This window comes from Lysinibacillus mangiferihumi, from assembly GCF_003049665.1.
Taxonomy (GTDB): Bacteria; Bacillota; Bacilli; order Bacillales_A; family Planococcaceae; genus Lysinibacillus; species Lysinibacillus mangiferihumi.
In genome coordinates, this window is sequence record NZ_PYWM01000022.1 from 1 (window position 1) to 18,653 (window position 18,653).

15 protein-coding genes are annotated in these 18,653 nt (G+C 40.1%); 14 read left to right on the forward strand and 1 reads right to left on the reverse strand.

The annotated features are described in order from the left end of the window. Positions 1–429: 429 nt before the first annotated feature. The 5 genes from C9J37_RS18585 to pheT all read left to right on the forward strand — a co-directional run bounded on the left by C9J37_RS18585 (position 430) and on the right by pheT (position 7,052). A complete protein-coding gene (locus C9J37_RS18585) occupies positions 430–1,224 on the forward strand; it encodes an alpha/beta fold hydrolase (RefSeq protein ID WP_024363850.1) in 795 nt (264 codons plus the stop codon). A 27-nt stretch (positions 1,225–1,251) separates the two neighbouring features. Beyond that, complete coding sequence (locus C9J37_RS18590) at positions 1,252–2,220, forward strand: sensor domain-containing diguanylate cyclase (RefSeq protein ID WP_107896561.1); 969 nt, start codon at positions 1,252–1,254, stop codon at positions 2,218–2,220. A 112-nt stretch (positions 2,221–2,332) separates the two neighbouring features. Beyond that, positions 2,333–3,097, forward strand: a complete 765-nt coding sequence (locus C9J37_RS18595) for a TrmH family RNA methyltransferase (protein WP_024363851.1) — start codon at positions 2,333–2,335, stop codon at positions 3,095–3,097. Positions 3,098–3,584: 487 nt separating this feature from the next. Further along, a complete protein-coding gene (gene pheS / locus C9J37_RS18600) occupies positions 3,585–4,622 on the forward strand; it encodes a phenylalanine--tRNA ligase subunit alpha (protein ID WP_024363852.1) in 1,038 nt (345 codons plus the stop codon). 12 nt (positions 4,623–4,634) lie between these two features. Next, positions 4,635–7,052 (forward strand): phenylalanine--tRNA ligase subunit beta, encoded by a 2,418-nt coding sequence (gene pheT, locus C9J37_RS18605; RefSeq protein WP_107896562.1) that lies wholly within the window; start codon positions 4,635–4,637, stop codon positions 7,050–7,052. 225 nt (positions 7,053–7,277) lie between these two features. On the opposite strand, the gene rnhC is transcribed toward pheT, so the two are convergent. Further along, positions 7,278–8,204, reverse strand: coding sequence for a ribonuclease HIII (gene rnhC, locus C9J37_RS18610; RefSeq protein ID WP_107896563.1), 927 nt, complete (start codon positions 8,202–8,204; stop codon positions 7,278–7,280). Positions 8,205–8,339: 135 nt separating this feature from the next. Here rnhC and zapA point away from each other — a divergent pair, with 135 nt between their 5' ends. The 9 genes from zapA to C9J37_RS18655 all read left to right on the forward strand — a co-directional run bounded on the left by zapA (position 8,340) and on the right by C9J37_RS18655 (position 18,638). Then, positions 8,340–8,600 (forward strand): cell division protein ZapA, encoded by a 261-nt coding sequence (gene zapA, locus C9J37_RS18615; protein WP_024363855.1) that lies wholly within the window; start codon positions 8,340–8,342, stop codon positions 8,598–8,600. A 5-nt stretch (positions 8,601–8,605) separates the two neighbouring features. Next, positions 8,606–9,151: a CvpA family protein gene (locus C9J37_RS18620; protein WP_024363856.1), complete on the forward strand. Its 546-nt coding sequence runs from the start codon at positions 8,606–8,608 to the stop codon at positions 9,149–9,151. 259 nt (positions 9,152–9,410) lie between these two features. Next, positions 9,411–11,120 (forward strand): DNA polymerase/3'-5' exonuclease PolX, encoded by a 1,710-nt coding sequence (gene polX / locus C9J37_RS18625; protein WP_107896564.1) that lies wholly within the window; start codon positions 9,411–9,413, stop codon positions 11,118–11,120. 18 nt (positions 11,121–11,138) lie between these two features. Next, positions 11,139–13,505: an endonuclease MutS2 gene (locus tag C9J37_RS18630; RefSeq protein WP_107896565.1), complete on the forward strand. Its 2,367-nt coding sequence runs from the start codon at positions 11,139–11,141 to the stop codon at positions 13,503–13,505. A 21-nt stretch (positions 13,506–13,526) separates the two neighbouring features. Further along, positions 13,527–13,940 carry a DUF350 domain-containing protein gene (locus C9J37_RS18635; RefSeq protein ID WP_010860124.1) on the forward strand — a complete coding sequence of 138 codons (414 nt, stop codon included), beginning with the start codon at positions 13,527–13,529 and terminating at the stop codon, positions 13,938–13,940. A 515-nt stretch (positions 13,941–14,455) separates the two neighbouring features. After that, positions 14,456–16,147: an AMP-binding protein gene (locus tag C9J37_RS18640; protein WP_107896566.1), complete on the forward strand. Its 1,692-nt coding sequence runs from the start codon at positions 14,456–14,458 to the stop codon at positions 16,145–16,147. Positions 16,148–16,384: 237 nt separating this feature from the next. Then, a complete protein-coding gene (locus C9J37_RS18645; RefSeq protein WP_107896567.1) occupies positions 16,385–16,966 on the forward strand; it encodes a fatty acid metabolism transcriptional regulator FadR in 582 nt (193 codons plus the stop codon). Between the two features lie 14 nt (positions 16,967–16,980). After that, entirely contained in the window at positions 16,981–17,754 is a 774-nt protein-coding gene (locus C9J37_RS18650; RefSeq protein ID WP_107896568.1) for an enoyl-CoA hydratase, read from the forward strand. Between the two features lie 110 nt (positions 17,755–17,864). After that, a complete protein-coding gene (locus C9J37_RS18655) occupies positions 17,865–18,638 on the forward strand; it encodes an electron transfer flavoprotein subunit beta/FixA family protein (protein WP_024363862.1) in 774 nt (257 codons plus the stop codon). Positions 18,639–18,653: the final 15 nt, after the last annotated feature.

The following is an 18,653-nucleotide window of genomic DNA, read 5'->3' on the forward strand; positions in this document are numbered from 1 at the left end:
GGGCTGAAAAGTCTGCAAGTTCGTTACGAAACTTTGCGTTACTCATCTTAATTGAACCGCCGTATACGGAACCGTACGTACGGTGGTGTGAGAGGTCGGGAGTTAATCACTCCCTCCTACTCGATTATGTTTTAAAGGTAAACTGATGTTCTCGATCAGTTGCAACTGATCGCATGTCCTCCATTTTGTTCTATTACACAGAGGTTCCCGTTGTAGCTAGCCTCAACTAGTTACTAAATTTTATTATTGTAAAAGAGTTGTTTTTTACAGCAAAAATGGAAAAACACAGAGCCCTTGTTTCGAAAGTATTAAAAAAATATGTCCCGATGCCTTTTATTATTCATTTCATACTTGTTATTTCCCTTGATAATTATTGAATGCACCGTCAAAATGGAGATATTACATATATTTCTAGAGGGAGTAAATGCGATGAAGGATGTAGTTGTACGCAATAATGTGAAAATAATCGGCAAAGGGAAGCAACCAATTTTATTTGCACATGGATTTGGTTGCGATCAAAATATGTGGCGTTATATTACACCTGCATTCGAGGAACACTATCAAATTATTTTATTTGATTATGTTGGTTCAGGTAATTCTGATTTTAATGCCTATCAATCTCAAAAATACCAGTCACTTCAGGGCTACAAGCAGGATGTTTTGGATATCATTGAGACACTTGAACTGCAACAGGTCATTTTTATTGGTCATTCTATTAGTTCAATGATTGGCTTACTTGCCTCCATTGAACGCCCAGATTATTTTGAAAAACTAATCATGATTGGCCCTTCACCTCGTTATTTAAATGATAGAGATGGCTATGTTGGTGGATTTGAGCTAAGTGACATTATGGAAATATTAGATATGATGGAAATGAACTTTTCGGGTTGGGCTAGTTTTCTAGCGCCTATTGCTATGAATAATCCCGAGTCTCCAAAATTTACAAATGAGCTTGAACAAACATTTAAATCAGCAGACCCAGTCATTGCAAGGGAGTTTGCGGAAGTTACTTTTTTATCGGATCATCGAAGTGACTTATCTAAGGCAAGTATTCCTATTTTAATCATGCAATGTTCGGATGATAGTATCGTTCCGATTGAAGTTGCAGAATATCTACATCAGCATTTAAAAGCTAGCACGTTGCGTTTAATGACAGCAAAAGGCCATTATCCACATATTAGCCATCCGCAAGAAACGATTGACTTAATTACACAATTTCTTTAATGGAAAATGAAAGGATTATTATCACAAATGGATAAACGATTGAACTATGCACCTTGTGGATTTATTGCCATTACACTTGATGGCATCATGATTGAGGTGAATCAGACCTTTCTGCAGTGGATGGGTTATGAACGGGTGGATATATTACACCAGCATATTGAAATTCTCATGTCCAAGCCTAACAAAATGATTTTTCATTCATTTTTTTACCCGACCATTAATTTGTACGATTATGTGGAAGAATTATTCATCAGTTTAAAGCATGACAATGGTACAGCCATTCCTTTTCTGTTGAACGGTCGGAAGTATGCGGTGGGAGAGGTTGAATGTATTGATTGCATTTTAGTGCCGATGAAAAAGCGCATTGATTATGAATTAGAATTACGTGCGGCTAAAAAGCAACTAGAGGCGGCTTATTTAGAAAAGGATCAAGCATTAGCAAAATTAAAGCAAATCCATTTGGCAATTGAGCACAAACAAGAAGAGTTATTATCTATGAACGCCACGCTTGTAGAACTTTCCATTACGGATAAGCTAACAGGTTTGAAAAACAGAAGATTTTTTCAAGAAAAGCTTGAAGAACAGTTTGCTATTTTCAGGAAAACGGCGATCCCTTTCTCACTATTAATTTTGGATATCGATCATTTTAAAAAGGTCAATGATACATTTGGACATCAAGTAGGGGATGAGGTGCTTGCCCAATTGGCACAAATTTTAGATGCACAAGCTCGTCCAAGCGATGTAGTAGCGCGCTATGGTGGGGAAGAATTTGTCATCATTTTACCTGATACTAGTGTCGATGATTGTTGGACTATTGCTGAACAACTTCGTCAAACGGTTGAGCAGGCTCAATGGCAGACAGGAAGCATTACGATAAGTATCGGCATTGCCACAGCAACCGAGAACGATTCCGATGCGACGATTTTGCAAAAGGCGGATCAGGCTTTATATACTTCGAAAGAGAACGGAAGAAACAGAGTGAGTTTGTTTGAGTGACTGGCACGCAAACAATTCTGACAATTTGCTGTGTTTTACTGGACTATGTAATTTGCGGTTTTCTACTGTATAATAATGAACAGTAAATAGGATAAAGGCGGTACAAACTACGATGAAAAGAATAGAATCTACGCAAAATGCGTTAGTGAAATATTGGAAAAAGCTAGCAACTACGCGAAAAGAGCGTGAACGTTCGGGTGAGTTTTTAGTGGAAGGCTTCCATTTAGTAGAAGAAGCGTTGAAAAACAATAATCAAGTGTTACAGCTAATCGTGCGCGAGGGTGTTGATTTACCGTTGCTATGGCCAATCGACAATGTAGCAATGGTGGAAGTAACAGCAGCTGTAGCAAAAGAATTTGCGGAAACAGAGACCTCTCAAGGAGTTTTTGCAGTATGCAAACAGCTAGCGGTAGAAGAAGATGCAATGGCTTCTTGGCGCAAGGTACTTCTAATCGATGCTGTGCAAGACCCAGGTAATATTGGCACAATGATTCGAACAGCGGATGCGGCTGGTCTCGATGCAGTGATTTTAGGCAAAGGTTGTGCAGATTTATATAACCCGAAAACATTGCGTTCTGCCCAAGGGTCACATTTCCATATTCCTGTAATCCGCGGTGATTTAGAAGATTGGATTGATATGCTTCAGGACAATGGTGTACCTGTATTTGGGACAGCTCTTGATGAGGATGCAGTCGTGTATCATGAAATTCAGCATACTGGTGCATTTGCGATTATGATGGGCAATGAAGGCAGTGGCATTAATCCACAACTATTAGCGATGACAGATCAAAACATTATTATTCCCATTTTCGGACAAGCAGAATCGTTAAATGTCGCTGTTGCAACAGGTATTGTGTTATATGGCTTTGTTAAATAGAAATTGGTGTATAAATGGAAGGAAATACCGATAAACAAGTGTAAATCGTCGGTAAAGTAAACCTTCCAACAACGCCGATAGAACAATGCTAAAGTCAAGCTTGCACAGATGCCCCTTGATTTGAAGTGGTATCATATTGTATAATCACATTTAAAATGTAATTCTGTATAATGAAATGCTTTGACCAGGAAGTAGTAAAGATTGTGAATGGACGACAGGGAGCGTAGGCCGGAGATTGAGAGCCAGCGCCGAACCAATGCAATTTTGAATTCATCCTGCGAGCAGCTACCGGGACCAGCAAGAAAAGATGCTGTAAAGGTAAGCCGGCTTCAATCGAGTCGTTATGGCAATGAAGTGATTGTGCGCACCAAAAGCGCGCAATAACTAGGGTGGTACCGCGAATATGTCCTCGTCCCTTTTTTGGGGGCGAGGTTTTTTTATGCCATTTGAGCAAGCGGGCATTTATATGATCAAGGAGGTTTTTTACATGGAAGAGCAATTAAAGCAGTTAGAACAAGAAGCGCTAGCAAAAATTGAAGCAGCAGCAAATTTAAAAGAATTAAATGATGTGCGTGTCGCTTATTTAGGGAAAAAGGGACCTATCACAGACTTGCTAAAAGGAATGGGGAAATTATCGGCTGAAGAACGTCCAAAAATGGGTGCTTTAGTTAATACAGTTCGTGAAAATGTTACAGCAGTGTTAGAAACAAAAGCGACTGTATTAGAAGAAGCGGCAATTGCCGAAAAATTAGCAAGTGAGTCGATTGATGTCACATTACCAGGGCGTGCTATTAAAGTAGGTAACCGTCATCCTTTAACACGCGTTATTGAAGAAATTGAAGATTTATTTGTCGGTATGGGTTATGAAATTGCGGAAGGCCCAGAAGTGGAAAAGGATTACTATAACTTTGAAGCGTTAAACTTACCAAAAGGTCACCCTGCACGTGATATGCAGGATTCATTCTATATTTCCGAGGAAATATTATTACGTACACATACGTCTCCAGTTCAAGCACGTACAATGGAAGCGAAAAAAGGCGAGTCAATTCGTATTATTTGTCCAGGGAAAGTATTCCGTCGTGATAATGATGATGCAACACACTCTCACCAATTTATGCAAATTGAAGGTTTAGTTATTGGCGAAAATATTCGTATGAGTGATCTGAAAGGGACATTAGATACACTAGCAAAAAAAATGTTCGGTGCTGACCGTGAAATTCGTTTACGTCCAAGTTTCTTCCCATTCACAGAGCCGTCTGTTGAGATGGACATTTCTTGCTTCAAATGCGGTGGTGCAGGTTGTAACGTATGTAAAGGCACAGGCTGGATTGAGATTTTAGGTGCAGGTATGGTACACCCAAATGTACTTGAAATGGCTGGTTATGATCCGAAGAAAGTTTCTGGTTTCGCATTTGGTATTGGAGCAGAACGTATCGCTATGTTGAAATATGGCGTCGACGATATTCGTCATTTCTATACAAGTGACACACGTTTCTTATCACAATTCGAGCGAACAGAGGCGTAAGGGGGACTATAAATGTTAGTATCATTAGAATGGTTAAAAGATTATGTAAGTACAAAAGGCTTAGCGCCTGAAGAATTAGCAGAAAAAATTACTCGCTCAGGCATTGAAGTAGACGCAGTAATTGACCGTGCAAGCGGTATGGATAAAATTGTAGTCGGCTATGTTGTATCAAAAGAAAAGCACCCTGAAGCCGATAAATTAAATATTTGCCAAGTAGATGTTGGAGAAGAAGTGCCACAACAAATTATTTGTGGAGCGCCAAACGTGGATGCAGGTCAAAAAGTCATTGTTGCTCGCCCAGGTGCACATTTACCAGGTGGCATTAAAATTAAAAAAGCAAAACTACGTGGGCACGAATCGAACGGTATGATTTGTTCATTACAAGAGCTTGGTATTGAAGGGAAAGTAGTACCGAAAGCTTATGCAGAGGGCATTTATGTGTTACCAGCAGATGCAGAAGTGGGCGCTGATGCTCTAGCGCTTTTAGGTCTTCGTGATACAGTGCTTGAGCTTGGCTTAACACCAAACCGCTCAGATGCGCTTTCGATGTTAGGGGTAGCTTATGAGGTTGGTGCTATTCTATCTGAGGAAGTAAAGTACCCAGAAATCGCTTATAGCACATCTTCTGACAAAGCGGAGGATTTACTAAAGCTTCGTGTAGAAGACTTACAAGCGAACCCAATGTACGTAGCGAAAGTTGTGAAAAACGTTAAAATTGCAGAATCACCAATGTGGTTACAGCACCGTTTGATGGCAGCTGGCGTACGTCCTCACAATAATGTAGTCGATGTGACAAACTATATTTTAATGGAATATGGTCAACCACTTCATGCATTTGACTATGATAGCTTAGCAACAGGTGAAATCGTTGTGCGTAAAGCAACAGAAGGTGAAACAATTACGACTTTAGATGACCAAGAGCGTACATTAAAGGCATCTGATTTAGTGATTACCAATGGCAAAGAGCCAGTGGCAATTGCAGGCGTAATGGGTGGAGCCAATTCGGAAGTAACAGCATCTACAACGACCGTTGTTATTGAATCTGCTTATTTTGATGGCTTAACAGTACGTCAAACTTCACGCAATCTAGGTCTTCGTTCAGATGCTTCAGCTCGCTTTGAAAAAGGCGTTGATCCAAACCGAGTTGTACCTGCCGCTGAACGTGCAGCGGCATTGCTTGCTGTATTAGCTGGCGGTGAAGTGTTAGAAGGCACTTGTATCGTAGATGAATTAGATAAAACGCCAGCACGTGTTGTGGTCTCTCCGGATTTTATTAACGAACGTCTTGGCATGAAAATTTCATTAGAAGATATGCTTTCGATTTTAGAGCGTTTGAAATTCGGTGTAGAAGCAGCAAATGGCTTATTAATCATTGATGCACCAACACGTCGTCAAGATATTAAAATCGAAGAAGATATCGTTGAAGAGATTGCACGTTTATATGGCTACGATGAAATCCCTATGACTTTACCAGAAGGTGCCAACCAAGTTGGACAACTGACAGCGTATCAAGCAAATCGTCGCGTTGTACGTAACTTTATGGAAGGTGCGGGGCTTTATCAAGCTGTTACTTATTCATTAACGTCTGAGGCGTTATCACAACGCTTTGCACTAAAAGCGGAGCCCGTAACACGTTTATTAATGCCAATGAGTGAAGAACGTTCAACACTTCGTCAAAGCTTAATTCCACATTTAATCGAAGCAGCGGCATATAATATAGCACGTAAAGCGGATAGCGTAGCATTATACGAGGTTGGTTCTGTCTTCCTTGGTCAAACAGCAGAGGGCTTACCGTTTGAGGAAGAGCATGTAGCAGCTGTGCTAACAGGTAAATGGTTAGATCATGCTTGGCAAGGTGAGAAAAAAGAAGTTGATTTCTTCGTATTGAAAGGTATTATCGAGGGTGTTATTGGCAAGCTTGGTTTAACAGAGCGCATTACGTTTGTGAAAGCAGAAGTAGCTGGCTTACATCCTGGTCGTACCGCTAGCATTTTATTAGATGGTGAACAAGTGGGTATTATCGGTGGTTTACATCCTGCGGAGCAAAAAGCATGGGGTGTAAAAGATACGTATGTGATGGAAATGAATCTAGTAGCATTACTACAAGCCAATGCAAGTGAAGCGCCACTTGGCTATAAACCGGTGCCTCGTTTCCCAGCGATGTCTCGTGATATCGCACTTGTTATGAATCGTGCAACAACAGCGGGTGAAGTAGTAACGGTTATTCGTTCTGCAGGAGTGAAACTGTTGAAGGATATTAAAGTGTTCGATGTTTATGAAGGTGAAAAAATGGAGGCAGGTAAGAAATCTGTTGCTTTCTCCCTCACATACTTCGATCCAGAACGCACGTTAACAGATGAAGAAGTTGTTGCTGCGCATAATAAAGTATTGAAAGCTATTGCTACAATTGAAGGAACAGAAGTACGTTAATTTATGCTAATTAAAAGCTGTCTCGAATACGAAGACAGCGCAGAATGTCGACAAAAGGCATCCAGAGGTTCGCTCTAGATGCCTTTTGTCTTTTTTATATTATTGATGAGCATTACATGAAATAGCTTTGCAAATATATTCACCTGATTGGAGCGAAGGGCTTACGATGTGCCTGCGGAAAGCGGCCAGCCCGTAGCAAAAATCAACGACAGAAACCCTATAAATCTATTTTAACTTCCGAGCTTTTTCGGTGTTCGCAAAATGCCATTTTGTAATGGAGCGTAAAAATGCCTCACCTTGTCCACGCCAAATTCGTGCTGCTAAGGCATCAACCTTGCTAGATGCACCTTTTTGTAACGCCACGCCAGCAAGCTCACTGAGTCGATCCATTTCTTTTAAGAATGCTGCACGCGCCAAAATGGAAGCGGTGGCAACGGAAACATGTAATTGTTCTGCTTTTGTTGAAAATAGGACGCCATCTCGGACGATTTCACGCTCATTTTTTAAATAATTATAATACACCCCACGTTCTGCAAACTGATCAATTAAAATATGTGCAGGTTTTTCGGGCGCCATTTTCGCTAATGTATGTCCAAGTGCCTTATTATGCATCATCGCTTTCATTTTGCCTTGTGAATAGCCTTTTGCTTGTAAAGCATTATATTTTTCATTGTGCAATACGAGTACGCTATGAATACATGCCGCACGTAAATCAGGGGCAATTTTTCGCATATAGTCATCCGTAAGCATTTTAGAATCTTTCACGCCAAGCTCGTTTATTAGTGCTATTTTTGAAGAGGGAACGTAAACGGCTGCCACTGTTATCGGTCCGAAATAATCGCCAGTTCCTGTTTCGTCAGAGCCTAACACAGACATTGAAGCAAAGCCTTCTGGGAGCGTGTCCCCCTTAGCCCCAACAGCTGAAGATTTTTGCGTAGTGGCTACCCCAGCGGTACCCCATCGTGCGGCTTCTCGCTCAGCACCGCCTCCTTGAAACATACATTTTCCTGATTTATACATCGTAATGGCTGTATCAGGCAGTTTTGCAGCGAACACAACACCAGGTGCTTTTCGCTCCACATAATAATTTGCGTAGTAGGCCATTACCTCTTTTTGTGCAGTTGTTGAAATTAAAAGTACAATATTTGACATTAAACCGTTCCTTTCTATCCTCATTGTTCACAATTTTATACCTTTCATGGTATGATAATATATAGCTTTTTTGTATGGACGTTGCTCATAACGAATAAAACCGTGAGCAAAAAGATTTTACTGGAGGGTGCGACTATGGAAAATCAAGAAAAGAATAAAATTTCTGTGGAAATATATGGTCATACATATAAAATGGTCGGCTCCGAATCCATTGGACATATGCGACTTGTCGCTTCTATTGTTGATGACCGTATGCGCGAAATGAATTTACATAATCCCTCACTTGATAGCACAAAGCTTGCCGTCCTTACAGCCGTAAATACGGTGCACGATTATTTACTCTTAAAAGAGCAAATAGAATTACTAGAAGAAGAATTGAAAAAATTAAAGGGTTGAAGTAAATGCTAGATTTAATTATATTAGTAGTTCTATTAGGTGGACTGCTAGTGGGGGCAAAACGTGGCTTCATTGTACAAATGATGCATATAGTTAGCTTTGTTGTTGCCCTAATTGTTGCGTATATTTATTATAAGCCATTAGCACAGAAATTTGTGTTTTGGGTGCCATATCCAGGTGTTACAGATTCGGGAAGCCTTGGAGTTGTCATTGACAGCTTAGATTTAGACCGAACATTTTATCGTGTCATTGCGTTTGCGGTTATTTTCTTTGCAGTAAAGATTGCCTTGCAAATTGTGGCATCCATCTTTGATTTCATTGCTTATTTACCAGTGTTAAGTACGGTCAACCGCTGGCTTGGTGCACTGCTTGGCATGATTGAAAATTATTTAATTTTATTTATTGTATTGTATGTTTTGGCATTAGTACCGATTGATTTTATACAGAATTTAATGTCGAAGTCGTTCATATCAGGCCTTATTTTGGAACATACGCCGATCATTACAAAGATGTTCCAAAATTGGTGGTATATTTATCTCCATGCTTCCTAAAAAAATTTGGCATCTACGCATGGAAATTTGAATGTAGTATTCACTCATTTGTCCGTAGAAATCTGCTAAATGGCGAAATTTCTGTTAAGGGCGTAGCTGTTTTGTGCACAAGCCGATTGTAAATTTTGTTGAATGTTGATTGCCTATCGCAATGTAAGCTAAAACAAAGTTGCGCAAAAGCCGTAATGAATAGGCAATAGTAAATGATGCACTTCTCTCGGACTAGAGGGAAGTGTTTTTACGATAGGGGGAATTCTAAATGAACAAAAAAACAATTATCCGTACGTTAGAAAAAATTGCATTATATATGGAGTTACAAGGTGAAAATCCGTTTAAAGTATCCGCATTCCGCAAAGCTGCAGCAGCACTAGAGGGTGACGAGCGCTCGCTTAGTGAGATGGAGGATGTAACAAAGCTCAAGGGAATCGGTAAAGGTACAGCCGCTGTTATTGAAGACTTAATCGAGACAGGTGAATCGAGTCTGCTTAAAGAATTACAAGATATTGTACCGAAAGGATTACTGCCATTACTGAAATTACCAGGCTTAGGCGGCAAAAAGATTGCGAAGCTTCACCAAGAGCTAGGCATAGACTCTGCTGAAAGCTTACAAGCTGCATGTGAAGCTGGTAAAGTGCGCGAGCTCGCAGGCTTTGCCGCCAAAACAGAAGAAAAGATTTTAAAGGAACTAGCTAATTTTGCCAATCGTTCAGAACGTTTGCCAATTTGGCAGCTTGAGCCTGTCGTTTTACAAATTGAAGCACTTCTCGGTAGTATGGAGGAAGTGACGCGTTTTTCCGTAGCAGGCAGTTTCCGTCGTGCATCTGAAACAAGTAAAGATATTGATTTCATTGTTGTAACTGAAGCAATAGAGACAGTACGAGAAAAAATATTGAGTGCACTCGCTATTCAAGAGGTAGTGGCAGCAGGAGATACAAAAATTTCGGTTATTTTAGATTTAGATGATGCTGTAAGTGTTGATTTTCGATTAGTAAAGGATGTTGAGTATGCCACAGCCTTGCACCATTTTACAGGCTCAAAAGAGCATAACGTTCGCATGCGCCAACTTGCCAAAACACGTGGGGAAAAAATTAGTGAGTATGGTGTAGAGCAAGCAGATGGTTCTGTGCTGACATTTGCAGACGAAGCGGCATTTTTTGCCCATTTTGATTTGCCCTTTATCCCCCCTAGCTTACGAACAGGGTCAACAGAGTTTGACCGGCAAAGTGAAGTCAAGGATTTAGTTAAGCTAGAGGATATTGTCGCTGATTTGCATATGCATACAACATGGTCAGATGGCGCGTACTCTGTGGCTGAAATGGGTGAGGCGCTAATTTCCCGTGGTTATCAATATAGCGTTATTACCGATCACTCACAATATTTAAAAGTGGCGAATGGTTTGACACCTGCACGATTAGTGAAGCAACGAGCTGAAGTTGACGCTTTTAACGAAGCGCATCCTGACTTTTATTTATATGCAGGCACAGAAATGGATATTTTACCAGATGGTTCGTTAGATTTTGATGATGAAGTACTGCGGAAATTGGATTTCGTGATTGCCTCCATTCATTCGAGTTTTACACAGTCACAGGATAAAATAATGGCGCGATTACATACCGCGATGCAAAATCCGTATGTACATATGATTGCTCATCCGACGGGTCGCATTATTGAAGACCGGGCTGGTTATAATCCAAATATCGCGCAGTTGATTGAATGGGCAAAGGAATATGGTAAAATTTTAGAGTTGAACGCCAATCCCTATCGTTTAGATTTATGCGTTGAGCATTTAGAGATGGCTGTTGCGGCAGGTGTACCGGTAGCGATTAATACCGATGCTCATGATATCGCGCATTTACGTTTTATGGATATTGGTGTGCGCTATGCAAACAGGGCATGGCTAAAAAAAGATATGATTGTCAATACATGGACGCGCGAACAGTTCGAGTCGTTCATTCGACGAAATAAATAGGTTGAGGAGGTGTTCTCAGTGATCGCAGACCGCGCATTGAAAACACTAGAATATGATAAGGTACGTCAACAAGTGGCTACATACTGTACTTCTTCAATCGGCAAATCAGCCATTGATGAACTTGTGCCACAAACAGACTTTGAAAAAGTCGTTCAGTTGTTAGAAGAAATGGATGAAGGGCTATCCATTTTACGTGTAAAAGGCAATGTGCCAATGGGTGGTATTTTCGATGTACGACCAGCAGCAAGACGTGCCCAAATCGGAGGCATGCTTTCAGCGATGGAATTAATGGAAGTGTCTAGTACGATTCGAGCTAGCCGTATACTGCGTAATTTCTTAGAAGATTTAGAGTCAGATGAAATCATTGAAATACCTCATTTTATCGCTAAAAAGGAAATGATGCCTGTATTAACAGGTTTACAGCATGAAATTAATAACTGTATTGATGATAATGGTGCTGTTTTAGATTCTGCAAGTCAAACGTTGCGCTCTATTCGCCAGTCTTTACGAGCAGAAGAGGCTAAAGTGCGTTCAAAGCTAGAGAGCTTAACACGAGGAAGTAATGCAGCCAAAATGCTTTCAGATGCAATTGTAACGATTCGTAACGACCGTTATGTGATTCCAGTTAAACAAGAATATCGCTATCACTATGGCGGCATTGTGCATGACCAATCATCGTCTGGTCAAACGTTATTTATCGAACCAGATTCAGTTGTACAAGCGAATAATGAAATACATCGTCTCAAAATGAAAGAGCAAGTTGAAATTGAGCGCATTTTGCTTGCTTTAAGTGCAATGGTTGAAGAAGTGGCACCTGATTTATTTAATTTAGTAAAACTATTAGGCGAGATTGACGTTATTTTGGCAAAGGGTAAATATGGCCAAGCCAATAAATGTACGATGCCTAAAATGAACAAGGATGGTTATATCCGTCTTGTGCGCGCACGCCATCCGCTATTACCTATCGAAACGGCGGTTGCCAATGACATCGAATTTGGCAAAGATATTACGGCCATTGTGATTACAGGACCCAACACGGGTGGTAAAACCGTGACGTTAAAAACAGTTGGTCTTTGTACATTAATGGCACAAGCAGGCTTACCGGTGCCGGCGTTAGACGGTTCAGAGCTAGCAGTATTTGAGCAACTTTTTGCTGATATTGGCGATGAGCAATCCATTGAACAATCGCTTTCAACATTTTCATCACATATGGTGAACATTGTCGACATTTTACAGCAATTTGATCACGAATCACTTGTGCTATTCGATGAATTAGGGGCCGGAACTGATCCACAAGAAGGGGCTGCCTTAGCTATTTCTATTTTAGATGAAGTGCATGGTCGCGGCGCACGTGTCATGGCAACGACGCACTATCCTGAATTAAAAGCATACGGCTATAATCGCCCAGGGGTTGCCAATGCAAGTGTGGAATTCGATATTGAAACGTTGAGTCCAACTTATCGCTTACTTATTGGTGTACCAGGTCGCTCCAATGCTTTTGAAATTTCTAGTCGTCTCGGTTTGCCAGAGTCCATTATCGATCGTGCCAAAAACTTTACAGGAACGGATCGACATGAGGTGGAATCCATGATTGCGTCCTTAGAAGCAACTAGACGCCAATCAGAGGACGATGCAGAGCGTTCCCATGATTTACTACTAGAGTCCGAAGCACTACGTAAAGAGCTTCAGGACAAGCTTCAAGCTTACGAAGAACGCAAAGAAGCCCTTGACAAAAAAGCGAAGGAAAAAGCGCGCAAAATTGTCGAAGAAGCGAAACGAGAAGCAGAAACGATTATTTCAGAGCTTCGAGAAATGCGTAAAAACGCTGATCAAGTAGTGAAAGAGCATGAGCTGATTGAGGCGCGAAAACGATTGGAAGAAGCGACACCGCTTGAGCATAACAAAGTATTGAAAAAAGCGGCACAAGTCAAGGCGCGTGCACAAAACTTGGTTGTCGGTGATGAGGTAAAGGTGTTAAGCTATGGTCAACGAGGTACGTTGCTTGAAAAAGTATCTGATGTTGAATGGGTTGTACAAATGGGCATTTTAAAGATGAAAATTGCCGATACCGATCTTGAATACATTAAACCAGAGAAAGCGCCCATACAACGAGTTGCTGGTGTGAAAAATCGAGATAGCCATGTGAAATTAGAGTTAGATTTACGCGGGGAGCGCTATGAGGATGCATTAATACGCACTGAAAAATATATAGATGATGCGCTACTTGCAAACTATGGTCGAGTGTCGATTATCCACGGTGTTGGGACCGGAGCATTACGTCAGGGCATTCAAAGTTACCTGAAAAAACATAAACGGGTGAAATCCTTCCGTTTTGGAGAAGCAGGCGAAGGTGGATTTGGCGTCACTGTTGTGGAATTGAAATAAGCTGTAAAGGGGACGGAGAAAATGCTAAATTCTAGCTTTTGGCGATATCCAATTATCGAAACGGCAGGATATTTTAGTGTTGTTGTGTTATGTTTAGTCGTCTCGATGGCATTGTTCGAAGTCGTTACGAAATATAAAAACTGGGAAGAAATAAAAAATGGTAATGTAGCTGTGGCGCTTGCAACGGGCGGTAAAATATTAGGTATTTGTAATATTTTTCGTTATTCGATTGCTCGCCATAGCACGCTGAGTGAAATGATTGGTTGGGGACTATTTGGCTTCACGTTACTAATTGTGGCATATTTCTTATTTGAATTTATGACCCCTCGTTTTAATGTAGATCAAGAAATTGCTAACGACAATCGCTCAGTTGGCTTTATTTCCTTTACGATTTCAGTCGGTTTATCGTTTGTTATTGGGGCAAGTATTGCATAGGAGTGTTATAGGATGGAAAAATTAGCGAAAGTTCTAATCGTAGTCTGTATCGCATTTTTGGCAGTCGGCGTCTACTATATGTTGACCGTATAATGAGACGAGGGATTTAACTGTAGGTAAACTTGAATTTCAAGTTTGTCTACAGTTTTTTTGTTTAGAAATTTGTAGGAATCGCCACGAAAAGCAGGTAAAACGCCACGAAAACAGTAGCAATCGCCACGAAAAAGAGGGAATCGCCACAAAACCAATTGCACGTTGATGGATATTGCTTTTTAAAAATTTTTCTAATATAGAAATATAATGGTTATTAGTTGCATAAAAAACAAAAAAGTGAATGAGTATTCATAATGATATCAACGGAAAAGACATTAAGGGGTAGTAATATAAATGTTGTTAAATGCATAATAATTAATCGAAAATGCATTTATTTTCTATTTTACGTTTGAAAGTACATTCCTTTTTCATTATAATTAAAATAAGAATTTACAAAGTTTGGGACAAAGGGGAGAGGACGTATGACAGCAAAACCATGGCTAGCAAATTATCCTGAAGAAGTACCACCGTCTTTAACGTTTGAGGAAATTCCTGTGCAAGAGTTTTTAACACGTGCCTATAAAAAGAAGCCATCGAAAGTGGCAATTCATTTCATGGGTAAGGATTTGACGTACACCGAGTTATATGAATCTGCACTTAAGTTTGCAAACTACTTACAAGCACTTGGCGTGGAAAAAGGAGATCGTGTAGCGATTATGCTACCAAACACGCCACAAAGTGTAATCGCTTACTATGGGGCAATGTATGCCGGCGCAGTCGTAGTACAGACAAATCCACTTTACACTGAACGAGAATTGCAGTACCAAATGGCGGACTCTGGTGCGAAGGTAATTTTAGTAATGGATATATTGTATCCACGTGTCATGAAAATCATGAAAGAAACAGACCTTGAAAATGTCATTGTAACAGCTATTAAAGATTACTTACCATTTCCGAAAAATTTAGTATATCCATTTATTCAAAAAAAGCAGTACGGTTTTAGTGTGAAAGTGGAGCATAGCGGACAAAATCATTTATTTACAGAAATAATGAAGTCTTCACCTGTAAAAATAATCGATATGCCATTTGATTTCGAAGAAGATTTGGCATTGCTTCAATATACAGGAGGGACGACAGGGTACCCGAAAGGCGTTATGTTAACGCATAAAAACCTAATTGCCAATACGACAATGTGCGATGCCTGGATGTATAAATGCGTACATGGCGAGGAAACAATTATGGGTATTCTTCCATTTTTCCACGTCTATGGTATGACAACTGTGATGCTACTATCTGTTTTTACCCAAAATAGAATGGTATTGTTGCCGAAGTTTGATGCTGAAACAGCTTTAAAAACAATTGATAAGCAAAAGCCAACATTGTTCCCTGGTGCACCGACATTATATATTGGTTTATTAAATCATCCAGATATTGCGAAGTATGATTTATCGTCTATTAAAGCATGTTTAAGTGGTTCCGCTTCACTGCCTGTAGAAGTACAGGAACAATTTGAGGCCGTAACAGGTGGGAAGCTTGTGGAAGGTTATGGCTTAACTGAAACCTCTCCCGTAACGCACGCAACACCCATTTGGGGTAACCGAGTTATTGGTTCAGTAGGTTTACCGTGGCCGAATACCGATGCTGTCATTTTACGTACGGGGGATACAGAACAACTTGCTGTCGGTGAAGTAGGTGAAATTGCTGTCAAAGGTCCACAGGTTATGAAGGGCTATTGGAATCGTCCAGAAGATACTGCTGCAACCTTTGCAGATGGCTGGTTTTTAACAGGAGACCTTGGCTATATGGATGAGAAAGGTTACTTCTATGTGGTGGACAGGAAAAAGGATTTAATTATTGCGGGTGGCTTTAATATTTATCCTCGTGAAGTCGAAGAAGTTTTGTATGAACGGGAAGAAATTCAAGAATGCGTTGTAGCAGGTATTCCTGATCCGTATCGAGGAGAAACAGTAAAAGCATATATTGTATTAAAAGAAGGATATTCGATTACTGAAGACGAATTAAATAAATACTGTCGTCAGCACTTGGCTGCTTTTAAAGTGCCACGCATTTATGAATTCCGAGATGAACTACCAAAAACAGCTGTTGGAAAAATTTTGCGTCGTTCCTTAGTGGATGAAGAAAAAACAAAATTAGCGAATAAAGAAGCAAAATAACTACGTGTGAAAGTATTGACAAGTGCGAGTGTAAAATATAATATGAAAATATGAATGAATAACCATTCATATTTTCATATTTTTTTGTTTCTATTGACCACGCCATATTTAGCTAGGATCACCGCTCAAATTTTTGTATCGGGAACTTCAGCATTTATTAGTATACTGATTGGCAAATAAGCAAAGTGCCACAGATGGAAATGGGCGTGCGTATGTTTTTTAGGTGGTGATATAAAGATGAAACGAGATAAGCCAAAATATAAGCAAATTATTGATGCAGCTGTCTTCGTTATTGCAGAAAATGGGTATCACCAAGCGCAAGTATCGAAGATCGCAAAACAAGCTGGGGTGGCTGACGGAACGATCTATTTATATTTTAAAAATAAAGAAGATATATTAATTTCTGTCTTTAATGAAAAAATGGCTGTTTTTGTAGAGTCATTACAAGATATAATAGAAAATGGAAGCACGTCGAAAGACAAACTTTCACGAATGATTGAAAATCATTTTAATGTTCTAGCTACAGATCGATCACTAGCGACTGTGACTCAATTAGAACTTCGTCAATCAAACAAAGATTTACGTCAAAAGATTAATGCAGTATTAAGAGATTACTTGCAATTGCTTGATCAGATTCTAATTGAAGGTATGGTTTCTGGTGAGTTCAATCAAACGATGGATGTACGTTTGGCACGTCAAATGGTATTTGGCACAATTGACGAAACGATTACTTCATGGGTGATGAATGACTATCGATATGATTTGATAGAACAGGTTCCGAAAGTTCAGGCATTAATCCTGAACGGCATTAAAGCTTAAAAGGATGTGGAGAAATGGAATTTCTAAGTTGGAAAGTAGAAGATGGAGTAGCAATTATTACGATTGCACGTCCTCCAGCAAACGCATTATCTCGTGGAATCATTGCAGAAGTAGATGCTGTGCTAGATGCCGTAGAAAACGATGACGCTGTACGTGTCCTTGTACTTCATGGTGAAGGCCGTTTCTTCTCAGCGGGTGCAGACATTAAGGAATTTACTGAAGTAGAGTCTGGAGATGAATTTACGAAGCTTGCAGGCAATGGGCAACAAGTATTTGAACGTGTTGAAACGTTCTCTAAACCTGTTATTGCAGCAATCCACGGTGCGGCACTTGGCGGTGGTCTAGAACTAGCAATGAGTTGCCATATGCGCTTTGTAACAGAATCTGCGAAATTAGGGTTGCCTGAATTACAACTAGGTCTTATTCCAGGCTTTGGTGGCACACAACGTTTACCGCGTTATGTGGGGGTAGCAAAAGCAGCGGAAATGATGTTTACAAGCGAACCTATTTCAGGGGCAGAAGCTGTGCAGTGGGGCTTAGCGAACCGTGCATTTACCGAGGAATCATTACTTGAGGAAACACTAAAGGTTGCTAAAAAAATTGCTAAAAAGAGCCCAATCGCTTTGAAAGAAGCAATTCAAGCATTGCAATATGCGAAGCCGGCTTCATTCTATGAAGGTATTGAGGCAGAAGCTAAATCCTTTGGTACGGTTTTTGTATCAGCAGATGCTAAAGAAGGTATTCAAGCATTTATCGAAAAACGCGAGCCTGTGTTTACTGGCAAATAGTTTTCCATCAGTGTAGGTAACGACTGAAAGGGGAGTTTATCTACGTTGAAAATATATAATATTTACAAGTTTACTTGGAAATCAAAAAACGTTGCAGGGGGTATGAATATATGAATATTTTTGCATTAATTAAACGTACGTTTGATACAGAAGAAAAAATCGTTGTGTCAGGTGGTAAAATCCAAGAGGATGGCGCTGAATTCATTATTAATCCTTATGATGAATATGCAATTGAGGAAGCAATCCAAGTTCGTGACGCAGCTGGTGGTAAAGTAACAGTTGTCACAATTGGTGGCGAAGATGCGGAGAAACAATTACGTACAGCGTTAGCAATGGGTGCTGACGAAGCGGTTCTTATTAATACAGAAGATGATCTAGATGAATTAGATCAAAATGCAGCTGCTTACATTTTAGCTGAGTACTTAAAAGATAAAGAGGCGGACTTAATTTTAACAGGCAATGTGGCAATTGACGGCGGTTCTGGTCAAGTAGGTCCACGCGTTGCTGATTTATTAGGCATTAACTATGTAACAACAATTACAAATCTTGAAATCGATGGCACATCTGCAAAAATCGTGCGCGATATCGAAGGGGATTCAGAAGTAATTGAAACATCTTTACCACTTTTAGTAACTGCTCAACAAGGTTTAAATGAGCCGCGTTACCCATCATTACCAGGCATCATGAAAGCGAAGAAGAAACCGCTTGCAGAGCTTGAATTAGATGATTTAGATATCGATGAAGATGATGTTGAAGTAAAAGTAGAAACGGTGGATATTTACTTGCCAGCTCAAAAAGCAGCAGGTCGTATTTTAGAAGGCGAACTTTCTGCTCAAGCAAAAGAGCTAGTCAACTTACTTCATTCAGAAGCGAAAGTAGTTTAAGTCATTTGTTAACGC

Excerpts from the sequence above, each read along its gene's own strand:
- C9J37_RS18585 (WP_024363850.1), top strand. The coding sequence starts at position 430 with ATGAAGGATGTAGTTGTACGCAATAATGTGAAAATAATCGGCAAAGGG.
- C9J37_RS18590 (WP_107896561.1), top strand. The coding sequence starts at position 1,252 with ATGGATAAACGATTGAACTATGCACCTTGTGGATTTATTGCCATTACA.
- C9J37_RS18595 (WP_024363851.1), top strand. The coding sequence starts at position 2,333 with ATGAAAAGAATAGAATCTACGCAAAATGCGTTAGTGAAATATTGGAAA.
- pheS (WP_024363852.1), top strand. The coding sequence starts at position 3,585 with ATGGAAGAGCAATTAAAGCAGTTAGAACAAGAAGCGCTAGCAAAAATT.
- pheT (WP_107896562.1), top strand. The coding sequence starts at position 4,635 with ATGTTAGTATCATTAGAATGGTTAAAAGATTATGTAAGTACAAAAGGC.
- rnhC (WP_107896563.1), bottom strand. The coding sequence starts at position 8,204 with ATGTCAAATATTGTACTTTTAATTTCAACAACTGCACAAAAAGAGGTA.
- zapA (WP_024363855.1), top strand. The coding sequence starts at position 8,340 with ATGGAAAATCAAGAAAAGAATAAAATTTCTGTGGAAATATATGGTCAT.
- C9J37_RS18620 (WP_024363856.1), top strand. The coding sequence starts at position 8,606 with ATGCTAGATTTAATTATATTAGTAGTTCTATTAGGTGGACTGCTAGTG.
- polX (WP_107896564.1), top strand. The coding sequence starts at position 9,411 with ATGAACAAAAAAACAATTATCCGTACGTTAGAAAAAATTGCATTATAT.
- C9J37_RS18635 (WP_010860124.1), top strand. The coding sequence starts at position 13,527 with ATGCTAAATTCTAGCTTTTGGCGATATCCAATTATCGAAACGGCAGGA.
- C9J37_RS18640 (WP_107896566.1), top strand. The coding sequence starts at position 14,456 with ATGACAGCAAAACCATGGCTAGCAAATTATCCTGAAGAAGTACCACCG.
- C9J37_RS18645 (WP_107896567.1), top strand. The coding sequence starts at position 16,385 with ATGAAACGAGATAAGCCAAAATATAAGCAAATTATTGATGCAGCTGTC.
- C9J37_RS18650 (WP_107896568.1), top strand. The coding sequence starts at position 16,981 with ATGGAATTTCTAAGTTGGAAAGTAGAAGATGGAGTAGCAATTATTACG.
- C9J37_RS18655 (WP_024363862.1), top strand. The coding sequence starts at position 17,865 with ATGAATATTTTTGCATTAATTAAACGTACGTTTGATACAGAAGAAAAA.